We start from the raw sequence: 19,556 nt of genomic DNA on the forward strand, positions 1-19,556 counted from the left end.
GCCCCGGTTGGAATCCCCCGTCCAACCGGGGCTTTGTCGTTCCCGGAGTCGACGAATAGCCCCTTCTCATCGCCTCACCGAGGCGCGGGCCCGCGCCTGAGAGGCGCGTGCTCCGGCGCGTTCGACCCCTTCGAGTGACCTCGCGCATGCCCCCTCGCGGCCCGGGCAGTGATCGTCACGGGCTGTGACGATCATGTCGGCGGCCCACCGACCGGGGACGTCACGAGGGGGCCGCCATGCAGGACACGACCGCGCGCGTCCGGCGCGCCGCCGGCGCCCTGGCTGGCGCCCTGGCCGCCGGGCTCCTGCTCACGGGGTGTGTCACCGCCGTCCCCGGACCGACCGTCCCGCCGACCCCTCAGGCCCAGGACGCACTGCTCAGAACCGTCGAGCGCACCCTCGTCGACCGCTGCCTCGAAGCCCGCGGACTCACCCTCGCCCGCCGACCGGCCACCTCCGAGGAGGACCGACGCCTCCAGGCGGCGCTCTTCGGCACCGGCCCCCGAGAGCTGTCGCTCACCCTCGCCACGGGCCACACCGTCACCGCCCACACCGACGGCTGCCTCGCCGCCGCCCGGCAGACCCTCTACGGCGACCAGGCGCGCTGGTTCCGCGCCCAGGTGACCGTCGACAACCTGCGCGCCGAGGCGCAGAAGCGCATGAAGGACGACCCCGCACACCGGGACGCCCTAGCCCGCTGGAACCGGTGCGCGACCCCGCCCGGCACCCCGGTCCCCGCCCGCGCCGCACGCCCCGCCCCCGCTGTCGTCACCCGCTGCGACAAGGAGAGCGGACTCGCCGAGGTGCGTGCCCGACTGGAACGCGCCGAGCTGGCGAAGGTGCGCGCCCTGCGGGTCGACCAGCTCACCACGTACCAGCAGCTGCGCACCCGCGCGCTGCGGCGGGCAGCCGAGCTGTCCGCACCCCTCACCACACAGGAAGGCACCAACACCTCATGAAGCGCATCCTCACCACCGTTGCCGCGGCCCTGCTCGCCCTCACCGGCGGCCTCGCCCTGACGGCACCCGCCCAGGCGGCCGACTGTCCGAGCGGACACTTCTGTACCTGGCAGGACGCCGACTTCGGCGGCCAGCGGGCCAACTGGAGCGGCGACGACGGCTGGTGGGAGAGCTGGATCGCCGACACCGACTCCTCCTGGGCCAACCACGGCATCTCCGGAGCAGGCATCAAGGACTACGTCCGCGTCTACGAGGACGCCCACCAGGGCGGCTCCATGACCATCTGCCTGGCCCCCGGCCAGGAGGTCGGGTACAACGGAGCCGCCAACGACCGCGGCGACTCCCACACCTGGGCGATGGGCTGCTGACCGGCTCCCTCGCCACGACGTGCTCCCGCGCCCCCACGGGGTGCGGGACCGCCGGGTAGGGGTGTGTCACCGACCTCGGCTTCGCCGCGTAGCGCCGTCAGGCCGGTCCGTGGGAGCGACGGGACGGGCGGTGTCGCCAGAGCCACAGGCCGCCTACGACCAGAGGGGTGGTGACCAGCAGGAGGGCCAGCAGGGGCCAGCGCGCGCCGGAGAGTTGTACGTCCGTGAAGACGATCAGGGCCACTCCCACGACCGGGATCAGGATCGACACCAGCGCTCGCAGAACGGCCACCACCATGTCCGGGTGGATCCGGCCGGTGCGGGGTGCCCGGCGGTCGCGGACGCCGAAGTAGAAGAGGGTCGCCCGGTCCGTCAGCTCGGTGGTGGAGCGGTGGTACGAGAGCGCCATGTACGGCAGCCACACCAGCGGCGCCACGAGACCGGTCAGGAACACGACGCCCAGGAGCGCCCACTGGCCGAGCCGCGCGACGAGGCTGCGACCGCTCCCTGCATCGTCCGGCGCGAGGATGCCGAGCAGGCGGGCCATGCGCAGGACCAGGCGCCGGAGCGCGGCGATCCGGCCGCGGCGGGGCCGGGTTCCGTCCGCGGTCTTCGGGCGGGCGCGCAGACCGGCCATGGCCGCCGCCGTGTCCGCGTACACCCCTTGCAGGACCAGTAGTTCGGCGGCGCGCTCGGGCGCCGTGGTGTCCCGGCCCTCCAGGCCCGCCAGTTCGAGGATCGTTCGCGCCTGGAGCAGCAGCGCCCCGCAGAACGCGACGGGGATCAGCAGCATGAACGGCCCGCCCACGAACGCCCCTTCGGCGGTGACCGCGCGCCGACCGCGCTCCGTGACCAGGGCCCGGAGCTCGGCGGGATCCGCCTCCGGCAGCGCGCCGCGCAGCCGCTCCACGCTCCGGCCGGCCGGAGGGCCCATGTGCCGCAGGGCGAAGGCGGCGAGCAGCTCGGGGAACCGGCCCGGTTCGGCCCGCGCGTCCCGCAGGAGCGAGCGGGAGAGCGCCGGGGCCGATTCGGTGAGGACCGGTTCCGCCGGGGCCGGTTCGTCCGGTGCGCCGTTCGTCAGGACAGGACCTTGGCCTTCGCCTTCTCGAACTCCTCGTTCGTGATGGCGCCCTTTTCCTTGAGTTCGGCCAGTCGGGCGAGTTCGTCGACGTTGCTGCCCGTGCCGTCACCGCCCGTACCCGCCGCCTTGCGGATGTACGACTGGAACGCGGCCTCGTTCTCCCTTGCCTGCTTGATGTCCCGCTGGCTCATGCTCCTACCGCGCGCGATCACGTAGACCAGCACACCGAGGTAGGGGAGCAGGATGCAGAAGATCAGCCAGCCCGCCTTGGCCCAGCCGTTCAGTTCGTGGTCGCGGAAGATGTCCGTGATGACCTTGAACAGCAGGAACAGCCACATGATCCAGAGGAAGAACCAGAGCATGGTCCAGAAGAGGTTGAGGAGGGGGTAGTCGTCCATTCCTGCACTCCGTTCCGGCCACGGCCACCGGGGCACCGGCCATACGAGCGAGTGTTGCCCAACCCCCGCACCCCCGCATGTCGAGGCGGCCGGCCCCGCCGCGAATCAGGCGGTACGTGTCTTCAGCGCCGCCAGGGCGCGGTCCGCGTGCACGCTCATCCGCAGCTCGCTGCGCACGACCTCCAGGATGCGGCGGTCCTCGTCGATGACGAACGTGACCCGCTTGGTCGGCGCGAGAGAGAAGCCCCGCGTGACGCCGAAACGGCTGCGGATGGCGCCCTCCGGGTCGGAGAGCAGCGGGTAGCCGAGCGAGTGGCGGTCGGCGAACTCCTGCTGTCGCGCGACGCTGTCGGAGCTGATGCCGACGGGATGCGCCCCCGCCGCCCGGAACTCGGCGGCCAGGTCACGGAAGTGGCAGGCCTCCGCGGTGCACCCGGCGGTCATGGCCGCCGGGTAGAAGAAGAGGACGACCGGCCCGTTCGCGAGGAGACCGGTCAGCGAACGGGGTGCCCCCGTCTCGTCCGGAAGAGTGAAGTCCTCGACGATGTCACCGACGTTCATCCGGCCCGCCCCTTGTCTCCGACCGGCTCCTCCGGTCATCGACGGGTGACGCTACCGCAGGGTAGGGAAGCCCGTCACCGGGGGGCGCGAGGGCCGCCTCAGGCCCGCTGGCGCGCGGCCTGGCGCCGGTCCAGGATCGCGAGGACCTGCTCGCCCCAGCGCAGGTTCTCCTCCTCCAGGGACCGCCCGCGCATCAGCGTGAGGTACGGGCCGATCCGCTCCGCCTCGCGCAGGTACGTGGCCTCGTCCCGCCCGGCGAGCATCCACTCCCGGAGTCGCTCCCACCGCGCGAGCTTGCCCCGCGCCCACTCCATCCGCTCCTGGACGAAGCCGCGTACGGCCTCGGTGTCGCCCTCGTCGCAGGCCTGCACCTGGACCATCAGCTCGTCGCGGATCGCGGTCGGACGCGGCGGCTGGGCCGTGTACGCCGTGAGGTCCTGTCGGCCCGCCTCGGTGAGGGAGAACATCCGCTTGTTGGGGCGCCGTTCCTGTTCCACGACGCGGGCGGCGATCAGACCGGCCTCGGAGAGTCGGTCGAGCTCCCGGTAGAGCTGCTGCGGTGTGGCGGCCCAGAAGTTGGCCACGGACACGTCGAAGATCTTGGCCAGGTCGTAGCCGGATGCCTCGCCCTCCAGGAGGGCCGCGAGGACAGCGTGCTTCAGGGACATCCGGACACGCTAGCAGCACCGTTGATCAGGTGGTTTCGCACCTATTCAACGAGGGGGGCCTGTGCGGTCGGCGGCTCCGGAAGGCTCGGCGGCGTCCAGTCCGCGTGCCGCAGGATCATCCGGAGCGTCGCGCCGGACGGCGCGAGCCGCATGGTGGTGTTGCGCAGGGCCACGGCTCCCGGCGCCGAGAGCTGCTGTCCCATCCGCCCCGCCTTGCGAGCGGCGACCGTGACGGCCTGGGAGCGCGGGCGCCGCTCGGCGTCGTACGCGCTCAGGGCGGTGTCGACGTCCGGGCCCTGAGTCAGCGCCGAGGCGAGGACGACGGCGTCCTCCAGGGCCTGGCACGCGCCCTGGCCCAGATTGGGGGTCATCGCGTGGGCGGCGTCCCCGAGCAGGGCGACCCGGCCCGCGACGAAGGAGGGCAGTGGCGTCGTCAACTCGTGGATGTCGTGGTGGAGGACGGCCTCCGGGCGGGTCGCGTCGAGCAGCTCCGGGATCGGCCGGTGCCAGCCGGCGAACCGCCCGCGGAGCTCCCCGAGCGGGTCGGCGTGCCGGACCCCGGCGGGGGAGTTGAGGACGGCGTGCCACTCCGCGCGCCCGTCCACGAAGGCGATGTGCCCGAACTCGGCACCGTGTCCCCACGTGATCTCGAAGTCCGAGGAGAGGTCCAGCGGCCGGTCCGTGAGGGCGCGGAGCACGGTCGAGCCGCTGTAGGCGGGGCCGGGGTGGCCCGGGAAGAGGGCGCCTCGGGTGCGGCTGTTGACACCGTCGGCGGCCACGACCAGATCGGCGTCGAGCTCGATGTCGGTGGAACCGGTCGCCCGTACGCGGACCCGCCCCGGTTCCGTACGGTCCAGGCCGGTCACCTCGGCGCCGACGGTCAGGGCCTCGGCAGGCAGGGCCTCGCGCAGCAGCCGGTGCAGCGTGGCGCGGGGGATGCCGACGATCGGCGTGCCCAGGGCGCGTTCCAGGGCGGCGCCGTCCATGCGGGCGAGCCAGCTCCCGTCCGGTGTACGGGTGCCGCCCGTGTACTGGCCGCGCGCGGCGGCGCGCACGGCGGTTCCGACCCCGAGGGCGTCGAGGGCGCGGATGCCGTTGGCGGCGAGCGAGATCCCGGCGCCCGCGTCGTCGAGCACGGGCGCACGCTCCACGACCGTCACCTCCCAGCCGACGCGCCGCAGCCCGATGGCCGCGGCGAGTCCGCCGATGCCCGCGCCGACGACGACAGCCGTTTTCCCCATGGTGATCAGCCCTTCCCGCTCCGTCCCACATCTTCTACAGCTGTAGAAGACTAGCGTGCAGTCTCTACAGGTGTAGAAAGAGGGGGTGACTCCTGATCGCCCTGCCCCGAAGGGCCCCGCCCCGCAGAACCCCGCCCCGAAGCGTCCCGACCGGCGCACCCTGCTCGCCGATGCCGCGCTCGGGGTGCTCGCCGACGCCGGGATGCGCGGACTGACCCACCGCGCCGTGGACGCCGCCGCAGGACTCCCGGCCGGCACCACCTCGGCGTACTACCGCACCCGTTCGGCCCTGCTGACCGCGCTGGTTCACAGGCTCGTCGACCTGGACCAGGCCGAGCTGCGCGCCGCCGGGGAACGCCTGCCCGAGCCGCGCTCGGCGGCCGAACTCGCCTACGCCGTCCTCATGCTCGTCGACCGGCGGCTCACCGGCGAGGGTCGGCGCCGTTCCCTCGCCCGCTACGCCTGCGCCGTCGAGAGCGTGCGCGACCCCGAACTCCGCGAAATCCTGGTTCCACGGGAGAACCCGGGGCGGGACGCGGTCTGCCGCTTCCTCGCCGCCCAAGGGGTCGAAGACCCCGAAGGGCGCACGCTCGCACTGCTCGCGTGCGTGGACGGGCTCGTGCTCGACCGGGTGGTCCGGGGTGGGAGCGTCTCGGCGGAGGAGGTGGAAGGCCTGGTGATGGCGGCCCTACGGCCCGCCCGGGGTGCGGGTGCGGCGGACGGTCGTTGACATGCAGCTGATCGGCTGCCTATCGTAGAGGCAGCTAAAAGGCTGCATGTTGAGGTGGGGCGATGGACGAGGTGTTCAAGGCACTGGCCGATGCCGGTCGGCGACGGCTGCTCGACAGTCTGAACGCCCGCAACGGCCAGACCCTGCGCGAACTCTGCGCGGAGCTGGACATGGCACGGCAGTCCGTCAGCAAGCATCTGGCGCTCCTGGAGGCGGCGGGGCTGGTGGTCACGGTGCGGCGGGGACGGGAGAAGCTGCACTACCTGAACGCCGCTCCGATCCACGCCATCGGGGACCGCTGGATCAGCCGGTACGCCCGCGAGCGCGTCAGCGCGCTCGCCGACCTGAAGTCAGCATTGGAGCAGAACCCGATGGACAGCAACGCGTTCGTCTACACCACGTACATCCGCACCACCCCCGAGGAGCTCTGGCAGGCCCTGACCGACCCCGCCTTCACCCGGCGCTACTGGGGCGTGGCCTTCGAGACGACCTGGACCGCCGGATCACCGATGGTCTGGGACGAGGGCGGTCGCAAGACGAGCGACCCCGAGCAGGTGGTCCTCGCGGCCGAGCCCGGCCGCCGGCTCTCCTACACCTGGCACACCTTCACGCCCGAGTGGGCCGAGGCGGTCGGCATCGGCGACGAGGTGTACGCGAAGCTCGCCACGGAGTGCCGCTCGAAGGTGACCTTCGAGATCGAACCGGCCGGGGACACGGTCAAGCTCACCGTCGTGCACGACGACCTGGAGCCCGGCAGCACCGTGCGCGGCATGATCGGCGAAGGCTGGCCGGCGCTGCTCTCCAGCCTCAAGTCGCTCCTGGAGACCGGCGAGGAGCTGCCGGAACCGCCGCGCTGAGCCATCGGGGCCGCCCGGAACCGCCGCCCGGAGCCGCGATTGGTTCATTCGAGTCGTCTCCAAGCCCTCTCCGACGCCACGCCCGGTCACGTGATCATCTTTTCTTCTCCTGATCCGTTTTGATGCCCGGTACCGCCGCGGATCGGAAGGGGAGGGTGTCGTCGTGCCGTCGCACAGGAACATCAAGGGCTGGGGCGCGCTGTCGCTCGCCGTCGGGGCCGTCCTCGTCACGACGGCCGGACAGTACCCGGCCGGACCGTCCCCCTTCGCACCGCGCCCACCACGCCCCGCCGAGCACGTCGACCCCGTGGGCTCCCTCGGCTCCGCGATCGTCACGGTGAGCGGCTGCGGGACGGGCGGCGGCCCGTGTGTCCCGGCACGTCACACCGTGAAGCTCTCCGGCGCGTCCGCCCTGACCGGACGGCCGTTCCTGCTCGACCGCCGCGAGGCCTCGGGGCCGGTCGGGATCACGCTCAGGACCCCGGGCCGGCTGACCGACGTCACCGTCACCGACCAGCGCGGGCGCGGCCTGGCCGGGAGCCCGAGCCCGGACGGCAGCCGCTGGACCAGCGCCGTCGCGCTCCGCTCCGACGCCCGCTACACGGCGCGCCTCACCGTCGAGGAACCCCGCCCCGGGGGCTCCGTACGCAGGGCGGCGCGCCTTGACTTCCGTACCGGCAGAGCGCCGGCGGGGGAGCGGCTGACCGCCACCTTCGGGCCGTCGTCCGGGCGGACGTACGGAGTCGGGCAGCCGATCACCGCCGAACTCAGCCACCCCGTGCCCGCGGACGCCCCCGACGCCCGCGGCGCCGTCGAACGCGCCCTCGTCGTACGCTCCGAGCCCGCCGTCGAGGGCGCCTGGCACTGGGTGGGGCCCACGACGCTGCACTACCGGCCCCGCGCCTACTGGCCCGCCCACGCCACCGTCCGGGTCCGCAGCGGACTCGACTCCGTGCGCGTCGACGACCGGCTCCAGGGCGGCACGTCGAGCCCCCTGACCTTCACCACCGGTGACCGTGTCGAGGCCGTCACCGACGTGGCGGCCCTCCGGATGACCGTCAGGCGCAACGGCCGCGTCATCCGGACCATCCCCGTCACCACCGGCAAGGCCGGCTACCGCACACGCGGGGGCGTCAAGGTCGTCCTCGGCAAGGAGTCCCTGGTGCGGATGCGCGGCGACTCCATCGGCATCGCGCGCGGCAGCCGTGACTTCTACGACCTCAAGGTCCGCTGGGCGACCAGGGTCACCTGGAGCGGTGAGTACCTGCACGCGGCGCCCTGGTCGACGGACGTGCAGGGCAGCGAGAACGTCAGCCACGGCTGCACCGGCATGAGCACCGAGGACGCCGCCTGGCTCTTCCGTACCGTCCGCGAGGGCGACCTCGTCGAGGTGGTCAACGGCTACGGCGCACCGATGACCCCGTTCGGGAACGGGTACGGCGACTGGAACCTGGCCTGGCCGGACTGGCAGCGCGGCAGCGCGCTCGCCGAGGCGGCGGGCCTCACCCGCCACGCCTCGGGAGGCTTGCTGCCCGACCTCTGACCCCTCCTCGGTGATACTGGCGCTCTGCTCGCAAGCCACCCCCGGAGGGATCCGTGATGCGGGACATCACCAGGGTCGAGATCGAAGACGCCGTCCTCTACGTGGAGGCGGAGCGGCTCGGCCCCGACTCGGACCTCGAAGGCCTGGGCGGCCGCGCCCCGGACCTCTCCGGGGTCACGCGTGCCCTGTCCTCGTTCGCCGGACAGCTCAGCCAGGCGATGCACCAGGCGGCCCCCGACCGGGCGACGGTGGAGTTCGGCTGCGAACTGGGCCTGGACGCGGGCGGACTGACCGCGCTCATCGTGAGGGGCAGCGGTCGCGCGAACCTGCGGGTCACCCTCGAATGGACCAAGTCCTCCTGATCCCGCGACCGTTCACGGGATGGCCGCAGGGCCTGAAGCGGGGGACAACACCCTTCAGGCCCCGCGGCGTTCGGGGGCAGGCCCGAGAGGCCTGCGATCAGGCGGAGGTGTCCGCGGTCGGTGGAAGTGCCGCGGTCAGGCCGAAGCGGCCTGCGGGGACTTCACCCGGCACACCAGGGCATCGTTCTGGACGTCCGCCACGATCGTGTCGCCGGGATTCGCCTCACCACCCAGCAGCAGGTCCGCGATCCGGTTGTCCAGCTCCGCCTGGATCGTGCGGCGCAGCGGCCTGGCACCGAACTCCGGCTGGTGGCCGTGGGCCACGAGCAGTTTCTTCGCCGCCTCCGTCACCTGCAGCTCCAGACCCTGGGCACGGACCCGGCGCTCGCTCTGCTGCAGCAGCAGATCGAGGATGTCGCCGAGATCGCCCTCGCCGAGACCGTGGAAGATGATCGTCTCGTCGATGCGGTTGAGGAACTCCGGCGTGAAGTAGCCGCGCAGATCCTGCTTCAGGTCGTCGCGGATCTCCGAGACGTCACCGTGGTGGGCCAGGATCCGCTGGGCGCCGATGTTCGACGTCATGATGACCACACAGTGACGGAAGTCGACCGTCCGGCCCTGGGCATCCGTCAGCCGCCCGTCGTCCAGGACCTGGAGCAGGGTGTTGAAGACGTCCGGGTGCGCCTTCTCCACCTCGTCGAAGAGCAGCACGCTGTACGGATGGCGGCGCACCTTCTCGGTGAGCTGGCCGGCCTCCTCGTGGCCGACGTATCCGGGCGGGGCGCCGACGAGCCGGGAGACCGTGTGCTTCTCCTGGAACTCGCCCATGTCGAAGCGGATCATCAGCGACTCGTCGCCGAACAGCAGCTCCGCCAACGCCTTCGCCAGCTCGGTCTTGCCGACACCCGTCGGGCCGAGGAAGAGGAAGGACCCCACGGGACGGTTCGGGTCGCCCATGCCGGCCCGGTTGCGCCGCACCGCCTGGGCGATGGCCGTGACGGCCTCGTCCTGGCCGACCACCCGGCTGTGCAGCGCGTCCTCCAGCTTGAGGAGCTTCGCCTTCTCGCTCTGCGTCATCTGCGCCACGGGGATACCGGTGCGGCGCGACAGCACGTCCGCGATGTCGTCGACCGTCACCTCCATCACGCCCTCGCGCCGCTCCATCAGCCCGGCCAGCTCGCCCTCGAGGCGGGCGATGTCCTTCTTGTACTCGTTCGCCTTCTCGAAGTCCTCGGCGGCGACGGCCTCGTCCTTCTCGCGGCGCAGCTTCGCCAGCCGGTCCTCGCGGTCGACCACCTCGGTCGACTTGCCCAGCGAGCGCAGCCGCACCCGGGCGCCGGTCTGGTCCATCAGGTCGATGGCCTTGTCGGGCAGGTAGCGGTCGGAGACGTAGCGGTCGGAGAGCTCGGCGGCCGCCGCGAGCGCGGCGTCGCTGTAGCGGACCTGGTGGTGGGCCTCGTAGGAGTCCCGGAGCCCCTCCAGGATCTGGATGGTCTCAGGGACCGAGGGCTCGGGGATCAGCACGGGCTGGAAGCGCCGTTCCAGGGCGGCGTCCTTCTCCACGTACCGCCGGTACTCGTCGATCGTGGTCGCCCCGACCACATGCAGTTCGCCTCGGGCGAGCGCGGGCTTGAGCATGTTGCCGGCGTCCATCGCGCCCTCGCCGGTCGCGCCGGCTCCGACCACGGTGTGCAGCTCGTCGATGAAGAGCACGGTCGACTCCGCGTCGGCCTTCACCTCGTCGATGACGTTCTTCAGCCGTTCCTCGAACTGGCCGCGGTACTGGGCACCGGCCACGAGCCCGGACAGGTCCAGGGCGATGACGCGCTTTCCCTCCAGGGTCTTCGGGACCTGATCGGCGACGATCCGCTGGGCGAGCCCCTCGACGATCGCGGTCTTGCCGACGCCCGGCTCACCGATGAGCACCGGGTTGTTCTTCGCACGGCGGGAGAGGATCTCGATGGTCTGCTCGATCTCCTCGGCCCGTCCCACCACGGGGTCGAGCTTCCCGGCCCTCGCCTCCTCGGTCAGGTCCCGGCCGTATTCGTCGAGCGTGGGCGTCTTGCTCTCCGGCTTGGCCGACGGCGTCCCGTCCGTCCTCGCCGCCCGGTCGGCGGTGGACCGCAGGCCGCCGACGTCCGTGCCGTACGCCGTCAGCAGCTTCGGCGCCGCCGAGTTCGGGTCGTCGAGGAGGGCGCCGAGGATGTGCTCGGGGCCGATGTACGAGACCCCCGACTCCTGGGAGCGCTCGTACGCCCGGAGCAGGACGCGCTTGGCCGCCGGTGTGAGCCCCGGCTCCGCCGAGGGGACACCGCTCTCGCCGGGCAGCACCTCGGCGATCGAGGCGGCCAGCTGGTCGGGGTCGGCGCCCGCCTGGGCGAGCAGGGAACGGGCCGGGTCGATCTGGGTGCAGGCCCAGAGCAGATGCTCGGTGTCCAGGTCGGCACTGCCGTCGTCGGCGGCGCGGGCGGTGGCACGGCCGATCAGCTCCCGCGCCGAGTCCGTCAGGAGCCGGCCGATCGGCACGCGCTGGACGGCCGGCGGAGAGGCGGCGGGCGACATGCCGAAGAAACGGTTGAGCAGCTCGTTGAACGGGTCCGGTCCACCGAAGGAGCCGAAGGGGGACATGGTCATGTGAGGCCGTCCAAATGCGTCGACGTTTCGGGCAGTACTCCTGTCACTGGAACAGATCCCGGCGGCCCCCACCCGGCGAGGCCGGTCACGGAGCGTGGCCCGGAGCGGGCCCCGCCGCCCCGGCCCGCGGCTTCAGCGAGCGCCGTCCACCGGGACGTCCCCGCCGTCCGGCCCGCCGATCGGGTGAGGGAGGCCGCCTCGGGCCGCCCCGTCCGCGCCTCGGGCCGCCCCGTCGCCGCCTCGGGTCGCGGCGGCGTCGGCCGCCAGGGCCTGCCCGCCGCCGCTCGGCGCGGGTTCGCCGACCAGGAGGCGTGGCCGGCGCTGGAGGCCCGCGCCGACGAGGATGCCCAGCGCGATGGCGGCGACGGTGATCACGGTGTCCACGAGGTTGGCGAGCCCGGCCGTGCCACGCTCCACGATGAGTTCCGAGACGCTCGTGAGGCCGATGGCTCCGGGCACGAGCAGCCAGAAACAGGGCAGGAACACCACCTGGTCCGGGGTGCGCGAACGGCGCTCGATCCAGGTCGCCATGGGCGGCAGCAGGGTCCCGGCCGCGAATGCCCCGAACGTCGCCCCGGCCAGCTCGGTCGCCGCCGACTGCACGAACCGCTCCACGAGCAGGGCGGCGAGGAGCCAGCCGGTGACCCTGGGCGGCGCGGAGAAGTACAGCAGGAACCCGAAGCCGAGGAGCAGCACCCCGACCCACGGCGCCCACGCGCCGAGCGCCTCCGACTGCGGTCCGCCGAGCGGCCGGGGCTTCTGCAGCTCGGTGCCGACCAGGATGCCGAGCGCGAGGAGCAGCAGGACGTTGACGGCGCCGGCGAGCCGCGAGATGCCCGACAGGGCGGCGCCGGTGGCGAGTTCGATCGCGCCGAGCGTGAGGGCCGCGCCGGGCAGGAACGCGATCAGCGGCGGGATGTACAGCACGGTCGGCACCTCGTGCAGCAGCGGCCCCGCCCAGCGCAGCGAGGCCGCCGTGACCAGGACGGCCGCGACGACCGGCAGCGCGGTGCGGGCGGCGGGCAGCCGGTCCCCGAACAGCCGCAGGAGACCGACCCCGGCGCCCAGCACCGCGTACCCGAGGACGGCCGCCACCGTGGCGTGCCGCATCACCCCGAGCCCCACGGTGAGCAGGACGTAGCCGAGCACGGAGGCGGCCGGGCTGAACCGTTCCGGCTGCTCCCGCTCCGCGCGCAACGCCCGCCGTACGTCCTCGAAGGGCATCGCCTCCCCGCGCATCCGGTCGACCAGGGACTGCAGGGTCTGTACCTGGTCCAGGCGCAGGTCCGGACCCTCGACCGGGGCGAAGTCCAGCTCCCCGCCCCGCCCGTCCGGCCCGCCGCCGACCCGGACGAACAGACCGGTCGGGACGACGAAGCAGCGCGCCCGCATCCCGTACCGCGCGGCGATGTCGCGCAGCACGCGCTCCACCTCCGCGGTCCGCTCGCCGGCCCGCAGAAGCTCGGACCCCAGCTCGCACAGGAGCGCGGCGAGATCCCGCAGCCGCTCCCGCTCGACGTCCCCGGCCTCGGGCAGCGTGACCGTGGACGCGCGCCGTCTCCGCCAGGGCAGCACCGCCGCGGCCCTGCGCACGAGCCCGCGCACATCGAGGCGCGGAAACCTCACCGGACCCCGCCCCGTCCGCCGATTCGTCCCATTCGTGCAACGTAACAGCGGTACCGGACCGGCACCCCGACCGGCACGCGCGCGTGGACGCTAGCGGTACTCCACCGTCAGCGTCACCGGGGTGTCCCTGTTCACGAAGAGGTACGCGGTCGAGGTGGGCGCCGACTCGAAGCGCAACCGCACCTGTGTCGTCCCGCTGCGGTCGAGCGCCGCGAGGGCGGCCGCCGACAGGTCCGTCGAGGTCGCCGAGCCGGAGGAGAACGCGGTGAACCCCGCCCCGCCCGCCACCGTCGCCGCCGCCGACCAGTCCGCGGGCTCGACCGCGCACCCGCCGAAGCAGCCCGTCCTCACGTCCACCAGCAGCCGGTTGCCCGCCGGGGACGACCAGGGATCGCCGACACCGCTGCTGCGCGCCACCGTCAGATACGCGCGGGTGATCTCCTTGCCCGCAGGAATCCTGGACGTGTCGAAGGAGAGCAGCGTCCGGTTCACGTTCGCGTCCGTGCCCCGGCCGAGCGCGAGGCCGTAGCTGTCCTCCAACGGGCCCACCGCCGCACCCGTACCGTCGGCCGCGGCCTTCACATAGCCGTCCTGCGCGTCCACGCTGGAGAGCGTCACCCGGTCGGCCACGGGCGGGGGAGTGGAATCACCGCGCAGCGCCCGCACCATCCCCATGATCGCCTCGATCTGCTTGCCGCCGTGCCGGGCGTACGCGGAGTCGCCGAGATAACCCCACCAGTTCCAGCAGCCGTTGGGGTTCTCCAGCGTGCCCGTCGCCGCCGCCTGCGGATACAGCACGATCATGTCGTTGGTGTCGGCGTACTCGTTGAGATACGCCCGGTCGACGAACTGCGTCCCGAAGCCCTGATACGTGTACCCCTGCTTGCAGCCGTGCAGCGCCACCATCAGGGAGCAGGTCGCGCCGTCGGAGCAGGACTTCGGGACGTAGACGAACCCTTCGGCGCCGAGCGACAGCGCCGCCGTGCCGCCGGGGGCGTAGGCGTTCTGGTCGAAGCGGATGAGCGTGCCACCGGGGGTGGCGCTCGGCGCGGCGACGGAGCCCCGCAGATGGCCGAGGAGATCCCGCTCGGCGTCGATGCCGCAGTTGTTGATGTACGGACTCTGCGTGACCGTGCAGGAGTTGGGGCCGAGCGGGCTGATCCAGGCATGTCCGGCCGCCGTGCTCCGGTCGTACCGGACCCGCGCGCCGAACCGCCCGTAGTAGTCGGCCAGCGCGTCCGCGACCGGCCGTTTCACGGTCGAGTCGCCCGAGCCGCTGAAGACGTACACCGGATCTCCGGAGAGGTTCGCGACCGGGTCGACGAGTCCCTGCGTCGACCAGTTCCGCGTCGTCTGTTCCAGCTGCGCGAGCTGGAGGTCCTGGACGGTGTTCATGCAGGCATTGAGGGCGGTGGAGAGCGTGTTCTGGGCGCAGTTGTACGGGCCCGATGCGAAGACCGCCGAACCGCTGAACGTACCCGAGTACGCCACGTGGAGCTGGGTCGCCATGTAGCCGCCGGACGAGATGCCGGCGCTGTAGACGGCGTCCACGTCGTACGGCTGGAGCTGCCCGGGTACGGGCACGGGGGCGGCGGCGGGCGAGGCGGCGGTCGCTGCGACGGGGACGGCGGCCGGCTCTGCGGCCGCCGACGGCGTCGCGACGGGGAACAGGGCGGTGGCGGCGAACAGCAGAAACGCTGTCAGCCTGCCTGGCCCGCGCGGGCGGCGAAGGCGGGCTGGACGGTTTGGACGGGTGGGACGCATGGGATCTCCCGGCGGCTCGTCGGTCATGCCAGGGGGCATGGGGGATCGATGGCCGGGAGACTAGGCGCGGGCCGAGTCGGCAACCTATGGGCCCGGCCGCCACAACCGGACGGCAGGAGTATGGCGTTCCGTCATCTGGCAGTCGCTGACCGGCACTCCACGGCGACCTGCGACGATGGGCCCATGGACACCACCCCCCTGAGTGACGACGAGCGGGACGGCCTGCTGGCGGCGGCGGTCGCCCTGCGCGAGCAGGGCCGACAGGAAGAGGCGCGCGACCGCCTGGTGGAACTCGCCGCGCGCCGGCCCGACGACGCCGAGGTGGCCTACCAGACCGCCTGGGCACACGACGTCCTCGGCCTTGAGGCCGAAGCGGTGCCCCACTACGAGCGGGCCCTGAAGGCGACCGGCACCACCGGCCTGTCCGAGGAGGACCGCAGGGGCGCGCTCCTCGGCCTCGGCAGCACGTTCCGCATCCTCGGCCGGTACGAGGAAGCCGTCGCCACGCTGCGCGGCGCGGTCGAGGAGTTCCCCGACGACGGCGCCCTGCGCACCTTCCTGGCGATGGCCCTGTTCAACACCGGGGACCACCACGAGTCGGCCATGCTGCTCCTGCGCCTGCTCGCGGCGACGAGCGACGACCCGTCCGTACGGCGGTACCGGCGCGCCATCGAGCACTACGCCGAGGACCTCGAAGAGACCGTCTGAGCACGCGGGCTCGTCGGGCGCTCGGGCTTCTGGGCCGTTCGGCCCCTCGGGCGCTCGCGGTCTGCGGCGGTCGGGCGCGGCGGCTCAGTCGTTGACGGCGGTCAGCAGGACGACCGCGTCCTCCAGGGCGAGGAGTCCGTGCCGCTCCTTGGGGATCATGTTCAACTCTCCCGTCGACAGGTCCTCCGACCACCCCGCGGTCGTCAGCCTCACCCGTCCCCGCAGCACGAGCAGGCTCGCCGCCGGCGGCGCGTTGTGCTCGTCGAGAGCGGTGCCGGACAGCAGGGCGATCACGCTCTGCCGGAGCACCCCGTCGTGCATCACCACTTGGGCGCTCCGGCCGTGCGGGGCGGTACGCGCGGCGGCCAGATGCTCGTCGGCGAGGGCTACGAGATCCTTCATCGTCTCTCCCTGCGGGGAACGCGGCTGTGAGTCCCAGCCTCTCGCCTGTCCCGCGCGCCGCAACTCGGGGCCGCCCGCCGCGCGAGCGCCACCACCAAGGCGGCCAGGGCCGTGAACCCCGCCGACGACAGGACCGTCGCCGACCAGCCGTACGCCCCGTACAGCCACGCCGCCGTGAGCGTGCCGAGGGTTCCGCCGCCGAACGTGCACAGCATGAAGACCGTGTTGACGCGCGCCGCGATCCGGGCGTCCAGCTCGAAGATCCGCGCCTGGTTCGCCACCTGGGCCGCGCTCGTCCCCAGGACCAGCAGATTGGCCCCCACGGCCAGGGCCACCGGGGAGCGCGCCCCGAGGCCGACGACGACGAAGGAGACGGCCAGGCAGAGCAGCGCCCCGGTGCGGACGGTCCCCGCTCCGTAGCGGTCGGCGAGCCGTCCCGCGTAGGCCGAGAGCAGCGCCCCGGGCAGGCTCAGCACCCCGAAGAGGCCCGCCACGCCCGGCCCGAGATCCAGCGGAGGGGCGGCCAGATGGAAGGAGAGGGTCGCCCAGAAGACGCTGTACGCGGCGAAGACCGCGGCCCCGGTCAGCGCCGACTCACGTACCTCCCGGTGCTCGGCGAACAGCCGGGGCAGGCTGGCGAGCAGCCTCCGGTAGGGCAGCCGGTTCCCGGTCGTGCCGAGGCGCTCCGGCAGCGCGCGCGGGACGAACCACAGCAGGGCGGCCGTCGCGGCGGCGGCCAACAGATAGGCCGTGCGCCAGCTCCCGCCGGCGTCGGAGGCGACGCCCGAGACGGTACGGGACAGGGTGGAGCCCAGGGTGAGTCCGAGGCCGACGAGCCCGACGACCCGGCCGCGCCGGCCGGGGCCCGCGAGCGCCGCCGCCACGGGCGTGAGGATCTGGGGCAGGACCGTGGTGGTGGAGACGGCGAGGGTCGCGAGCGTGAGGGTGAGGACGTTCGGCGCCGCCGCGGCGACGAGCAGCCCGCCGCTGGTCAGGGCGAGCAGCACGGTGGTCAGACGGCGGAGCCTGGCGGTGTCCGCGAGCGGCACGAGGAACAGGATGCCCAGCGCGTACCCGAGCTGGGCGGCCGAGGCGACGAGCCCCGCCGTGTGCGGCGACACCCGCAGCCCACGGGCGATCGCGTCGAGCAGCGGTTGGGGGAAGTAGAGGTTGGCCACGGTGACGGCGCCCGCCACCGCGATGACGAGGACGTCGGTGCGGGTGAGGAGGCGGGGCTCGGGCCAGGGGGCCGTCCGTGGCCGACGGCCGGTCAGCAGATCCATGCCCCCCACCCTGCTGCCCGCCGAACCGCCCCATCAAGGTGCGACAATGCAAACGACGTTTAGCAGAGCTCAACGATGCGTGGGGAGGGGCAGGTGCTCGAACGGTACGAACTGGAGGCGTTCCTGACCCTCGCGGAGGAGCTCCACTTCGGCCGCACGGCCGAGCGCCTCGGCGTCTCCACCGGCCGGATCAGCCAGACCGTCAAGAAGCTGGAGCGTCGCGTCGGCACGCCGCTGTTCGAGCGCACCAGCCGCAGCGTCCGACTGACCCCGGTGGGCCGCCGTCTCCACGACGACCTCCGCCCCGCCCACCAGCAGATCCTCGCCGCCCTCGAACGGGCCACCGCGGCCGGGCGGGGCGTGCGCGGCACCCTCCGCGTGGGCTTCGGCGCCCCCTGGGGAGGCGAACTGCTGACCGCCGCCGCAGACGCCCTCCTCGTCCGCCATCCCGGCTGCGAGATCACCGTGCGTGAGGTACCGCTCGACGGTGGTCTCCGACCCCTCCTCGACGGCGCGCTCGACGTCCAGTTGACCGTCCACCCCGTCCGCGAACCCGGGCTCATGACCGGCCCCGTCCTCGCGGAGGAGCCCCGCGTCCTCCTCGTCCCCGCAGGCCACCCGCTGGCCCGCCGGGACTCCGTGGCGCTCGACGACCTCGCCGGCGTCCCCATGGTCGCCACGGCGGGCGGCCACCCCGGCCACTGGCTGGACACCCACTACCCCCGGCGCACCCCCTCCGGCGCCGCCATTCCGCGCGGGCCCGTCGCCTCCTCCTGGCAGGAGGTCCTCTCCCATGTGAGCGCGGGGCGCGGGGTCTCACCGGGCGCCGCGCGCGGTGGCGTGTACCACCCGCGGCCCGGCATCGTCTACGTACCGCTGCGTGACGCCCCGCCCCTCGCGTACGGACTCGTCTGGCCGACGGCCGCCGAGAACGCGCTGGTCCGGGCCTTCACTGCGGAGGCCGCGACGGCCTTCGCGGCGCAGCGCCGGAAGGGGTGACGACAGGCCCTAGACGGTCAGGGCGCCCGTCAGATGGTCGTACGCCACGTGCGCGTGCAGTCGGACGCCGGTGACGAGGGTGTCGTCGTCCGCGTAGAAGTGCGGATTGTGGTTGGTGACCAGGCCCCGGCCTCCCGGCAGGGGGACCGGCCTGCCGTCCGCGTCCAGCGAGGCGTCCTGGACGCCCAGCATCACGTACAGGCCGCCGAAGCGGGCGATGAACTCGGACACGTCGTCGTACCCGAGCGTCGCCCCGGTCTCCACCGTCCGCTCCTCGCCGACCACCCGCCGGATCGTCGGCAGGCCCGCCGCGACCCACTCGGCGCTGTTGTGCACGGGCGGGACCGGCTGGAGGTACTCCACCGTCGCCGAGGCGTTGTACGCCGCCGCCGAGTGCTCGGCCAGGGTGGTCAGGCGGCGCTGGACCTCCGCCATGTCCGATTCGACCGCGCAGCGGACCGTGCCCCACAGGGTGACGGTCCGGCCGATGATGTTGAAGCGACCGACGTCCTCGATGTGGCCGATGGAGACCGTGATCGGGTCGAACGCGGAGACCTGGCGGTACAGCTGACCGACGCCGGTCAGGACCGCGCCGACGGCAGGCATCGGGTCGACGCCCTGCCACGGAGTGGAGCCGTGCGTCTGCTTGCCGGTGACGACGATCCGCACCAGGGTGGAGGCGCCGTACTGATTGCCCACGCGGTACCCCACGTACCCCTTGGGGTACGGCGTCACATGCATCCCGAAGGTCATCGTCGGCACAGGATCGGCGCACGCGCCCTCGTCGAGCATCGCCCGCGCCCCGCCCCGCTCGGTGACCGGCGGACCCTCCTCGGCGGGCTGGAAGACGAACAGCACGGTCCCCGGCAGCCGTTCGCGCACCCCTGCGAGCACGGTGGCGGCCCCCATGAGCATGGCCGTGTGACAGTCGTGGCCGCACGCGTGCGAGACGGGGAACGGGCCGCCGGGGTAGTCCGCGTCGACCACCCGCGAGGCGAAGTCCTCGCCGCACAGGTCCTCGACGGGCAGTGCGTCGATGTCCGCCCGCAGCGCCGTCACGCGCCCGCCCGGCACGCCACCGCGCAGCACACCCACCACTCCGTGCCCGGCGATCCCGGTACGGACCTCGTCCAGGCCGAGGGACAGGAGGTGATCGGCGATCAGCCGGGCGGTCCCGGCCTCGCGGTTGGACAGCTCGGGATGCCGGTGCAGATGCCGCCGCCACGCGACGACCTGAGGGGCCGTCTTCTCCGCGAGTCGGTCCAGTTCCCGGTGGATCGGATCGGTGCTCAAGGGCCACCCCTCGTCGTCGTCGGACCGTCCCTCCAGGGTGACACTCGTACCCGATCGCGCTCACCGGAACGCACGGAGT

General features: G+C 72.9%; 19 protein-coding genes. 8 read left to right on the top strand and 11 right to left on the bottom strand.

What is annotated here, in order from left to right:
- Positions 1-236 precede the first annotated feature (236 nt).
- Together ACGFYP_RS28865 and ACGFYP_RS28870 are read left to right on the top strand one after the other, a co-directional pair.
- Positions 237-959: a hypothetical protein gene (locus tag ACGFYP_RS28865; RefSeq protein ID WP_393499529.1), complete on the top strand. Its 723-nt coding sequence runs from the start codon at positions 237-239 to the stop codon at positions 957-959.
- Positions 956-1,327, top strand: a complete 372-nt coding sequence (locus tag ACGFYP_RS28870) for a peptidase inhibitor family I36 protein (RefSeq protein WP_393499532.1) — start codon at positions 956-958, stop codon at positions 1,325-1,327. Before ACGFYP_RS28865 ends, ACGFYP_RS28870 begins: the two co-directional genes overlap by 4 nt.
- A 97-nt stretch (positions 1,328-1,424) precedes the next feature.
- Here the strand turns inward: ACGFYP_RS28870 and ACGFYP_RS28875 are convergent, their stop codons facing one another.
- The 5 genes from ACGFYP_RS28875 to ACGFYP_RS28895 form a co-directional block, all read right to left on the bottom strand.
- Positions 1,425-2,261: a hypothetical protein gene (locus ACGFYP_RS28875; protein ID WP_393499536.1), complete on the bottom strand. Its 837-nt coding sequence runs from the start codon at positions 2,259-2,261 to the stop codon at positions 1,425-1,427.
- A 143-nt stretch (positions 2,262-2,404) separates the two neighbouring features.
- On the bottom strand, positions 2,405-2,806 hold the full coding sequence (locus ACGFYP_RS28880; protein ID WP_393499539.1) for an SHOCT domain-containing protein: 402 nt from the start codon (positions 2,804-2,806) through the stop codon (positions 2,405-2,407).
- A gap of 105 nt (positions 2,807-2,911) precedes the next feature.
- Positions 2,912-3,367 (bottom strand): peroxiredoxin, encoded by a 456-nt coding sequence (locus ACGFYP_RS28885; protein WP_393499542.1) that lies wholly within the window; start codon positions 3,365-3,367, stop codon positions 2,912-2,914.
- Positions 3,368-3,465: 98 nt separating this feature from the next.
- Positions 3,466-4,035: a PadR family transcriptional regulator gene (locus ACGFYP_RS28890; RefSeq protein ID WP_361955944.1), complete on the bottom strand. Its 570-nt coding sequence runs from the start codon at positions 4,033-4,035 to the stop codon at positions 3,466-3,468.
- A 41-nt stretch (positions 4,036-4,076) separates the two neighbouring features.
- Positions 4,077-5,276 (bottom strand): FAD-dependent monooxygenase, encoded by a 1,200-nt coding sequence (locus ACGFYP_RS28895; protein WP_393499544.1) that lies wholly within the window; start codon positions 5,274-5,276, stop codon positions 4,077-4,079.
- Positions 5,277-5,436: 160 nt separating this feature from the next.
- Here ACGFYP_RS28895 and ACGFYP_RS28900 point away from each other — a divergent pair, with 160 nt between their 5' ends.
- From ACGFYP_RS28900 to ACGFYP_RS28915, 4 genes are all read left to right on the top strand, one after another.
- A complete protein-coding gene (locus tag ACGFYP_RS28900; protein ID WP_393499859.1) occupies positions 5,437-6,006 on the top strand; it encodes a TetR/AcrR family transcriptional regulator in 570 nt (189 codons plus the stop codon).
- 62 nt (positions 6,007-6,068) lie between these two features.
- Complete coding sequence (locus tag ACGFYP_RS28905; RefSeq protein ID WP_393499547.1) at positions 6,069-6,863, top strand: ArsR/SmtB family transcription factor; 795 nt, start codon at positions 6,069-6,071, stop codon at positions 6,861-6,863.
- Positions 6,864-7,026: 163 nt separating this feature from the next.
- The gene (locus tag ACGFYP_RS28910; RefSeq protein ID WP_393499549.1) at positions 7,027-8,406 is read left to right on the top strand and encodes an Ig-like domain-containing protein; all 1,380 of its coding nucleotides are present in this window, start codon (positions 7,027-7,029) and stop codon (positions 8,404-8,406) included.
- Positions 8,407-8,462: 56 nt separating this feature from the next.
- A complete protein-coding gene (locus tag ACGFYP_RS28915; protein WP_393499552.1) occupies positions 8,463-8,768 on the top strand; it encodes a CU044_2847 family protein in 306 nt (101 codons plus the stop codon).
- Between the two features lie 135 nt (positions 8,769-8,903).
- Here ACGFYP_RS28915 and ACGFYP_RS28920 read toward each other — a convergent pair whose 3' ends face one another.
- The 3 genes from ACGFYP_RS28920 to ACGFYP_RS28930 all read right to left on the bottom strand — a co-directional run bounded on the left by ACGFYP_RS28920 (position 8,904) and on the right by ACGFYP_RS28930 (position 14,792).
- A complete protein-coding gene (locus ACGFYP_RS28920) occupies positions 8,904-11,402 on the bottom strand; it encodes an ATP-dependent Clp protease ATP-binding subunit (protein ID WP_393499555.1) in 2,499 nt (832 codons plus the stop codon).
- A 132-nt stretch (positions 11,403-11,534) separates the two neighbouring features.
- Positions 11,535-12,995 (bottom strand): threonine/serine exporter family protein, encoded by a 1,461-nt coding sequence (locus ACGFYP_RS28925; RefSeq protein ID WP_393499558.1) that lies wholly within the window; start codon positions 12,993-12,995, stop codon positions 11,535-11,537.
- Between the two features lie 123 nt (positions 12,996-13,118).
- Complete coding sequence (locus ACGFYP_RS28930; RefSeq protein ID WP_393499561.1) at positions 13,119-14,792, bottom strand: poly(3-hydroxybutyrate) depolymerase; 1,674 nt, start codon at positions 14,790-14,792, stop codon at positions 13,119-13,121.
- 183 nt (positions 14,793-14,975) lie between these two features.
- Between ACGFYP_RS28930 and ACGFYP_RS28935 the strand changes: the two genes are divergently transcribed.
- Positions 14,976-15,500, top strand: coding sequence for a tetratricopeptide repeat protein (locus ACGFYP_RS28935; protein ID WP_393499564.1), 525 nt, complete (start codon positions 14,976-14,978; stop codon positions 15,498-15,500).
- A gap of 84 nt (positions 15,501-15,584) precedes the next feature.
- On the opposite strand, the gene ACGFYP_RS28940 is transcribed toward ACGFYP_RS28935, so the two are convergent.
- Both ACGFYP_RS28940 and ACGFYP_RS28945 read right to left on the bottom strand, forming a co-directional pair.
- Entirely contained in the window at positions 15,585-15,902 is a 318-nt protein-coding gene (locus ACGFYP_RS28940; protein ID WP_393499567.1) for a cupin, read from the bottom strand.
- On the bottom strand, positions 15,899-17,185 hold the full coding sequence (locus ACGFYP_RS28945) for an MFS transporter (RefSeq protein ID WP_393499569.1): 1,287 nt from the start codon (positions 17,183-17,185) through the stop codon (positions 15,899-15,901). Before ACGFYP_RS28945 ends, ACGFYP_RS28940 begins: the two co-directional genes overlap by 4 nt.
- Before the next feature lie 93 nt (positions 17,186-17,278).
- Here ACGFYP_RS28945 and ACGFYP_RS28950 point away from each other — a divergent pair, with 93 nt between their 5' ends.
- Positions 17,279-18,184: a LysR family transcriptional regulator gene (locus ACGFYP_RS28950; RefSeq protein ID WP_393499573.1), complete on the top strand. Its 906-nt coding sequence runs from the start codon at positions 17,279-17,281 to the stop codon at positions 18,182-18,184.
- A gap of 9 nt (positions 18,185-18,193) precedes the next feature.
- Here the strand turns inward: ACGFYP_RS28950 and ACGFYP_RS28955 are convergent, their stop codons facing one another.
- On the bottom strand, positions 18,194-19,477 hold the full coding sequence (locus ACGFYP_RS28955; protein ID WP_393499576.1) for an amidohydrolase: 1,284 nt from the start codon (positions 19,475-19,477) through the stop codon (positions 18,194-18,196).
- Between the last annotated feature and the right edge of the window lie 79 nt (positions 19,478-19,556).

It is taken from the genome of Streptomyces sp. NPDC048370, assembly GCF_043200825.1.
GTDB lineage: Bacteria > Actinomycetota > Actinomycetes > Streptomycetales > Streptomycetaceae > Streptomyces.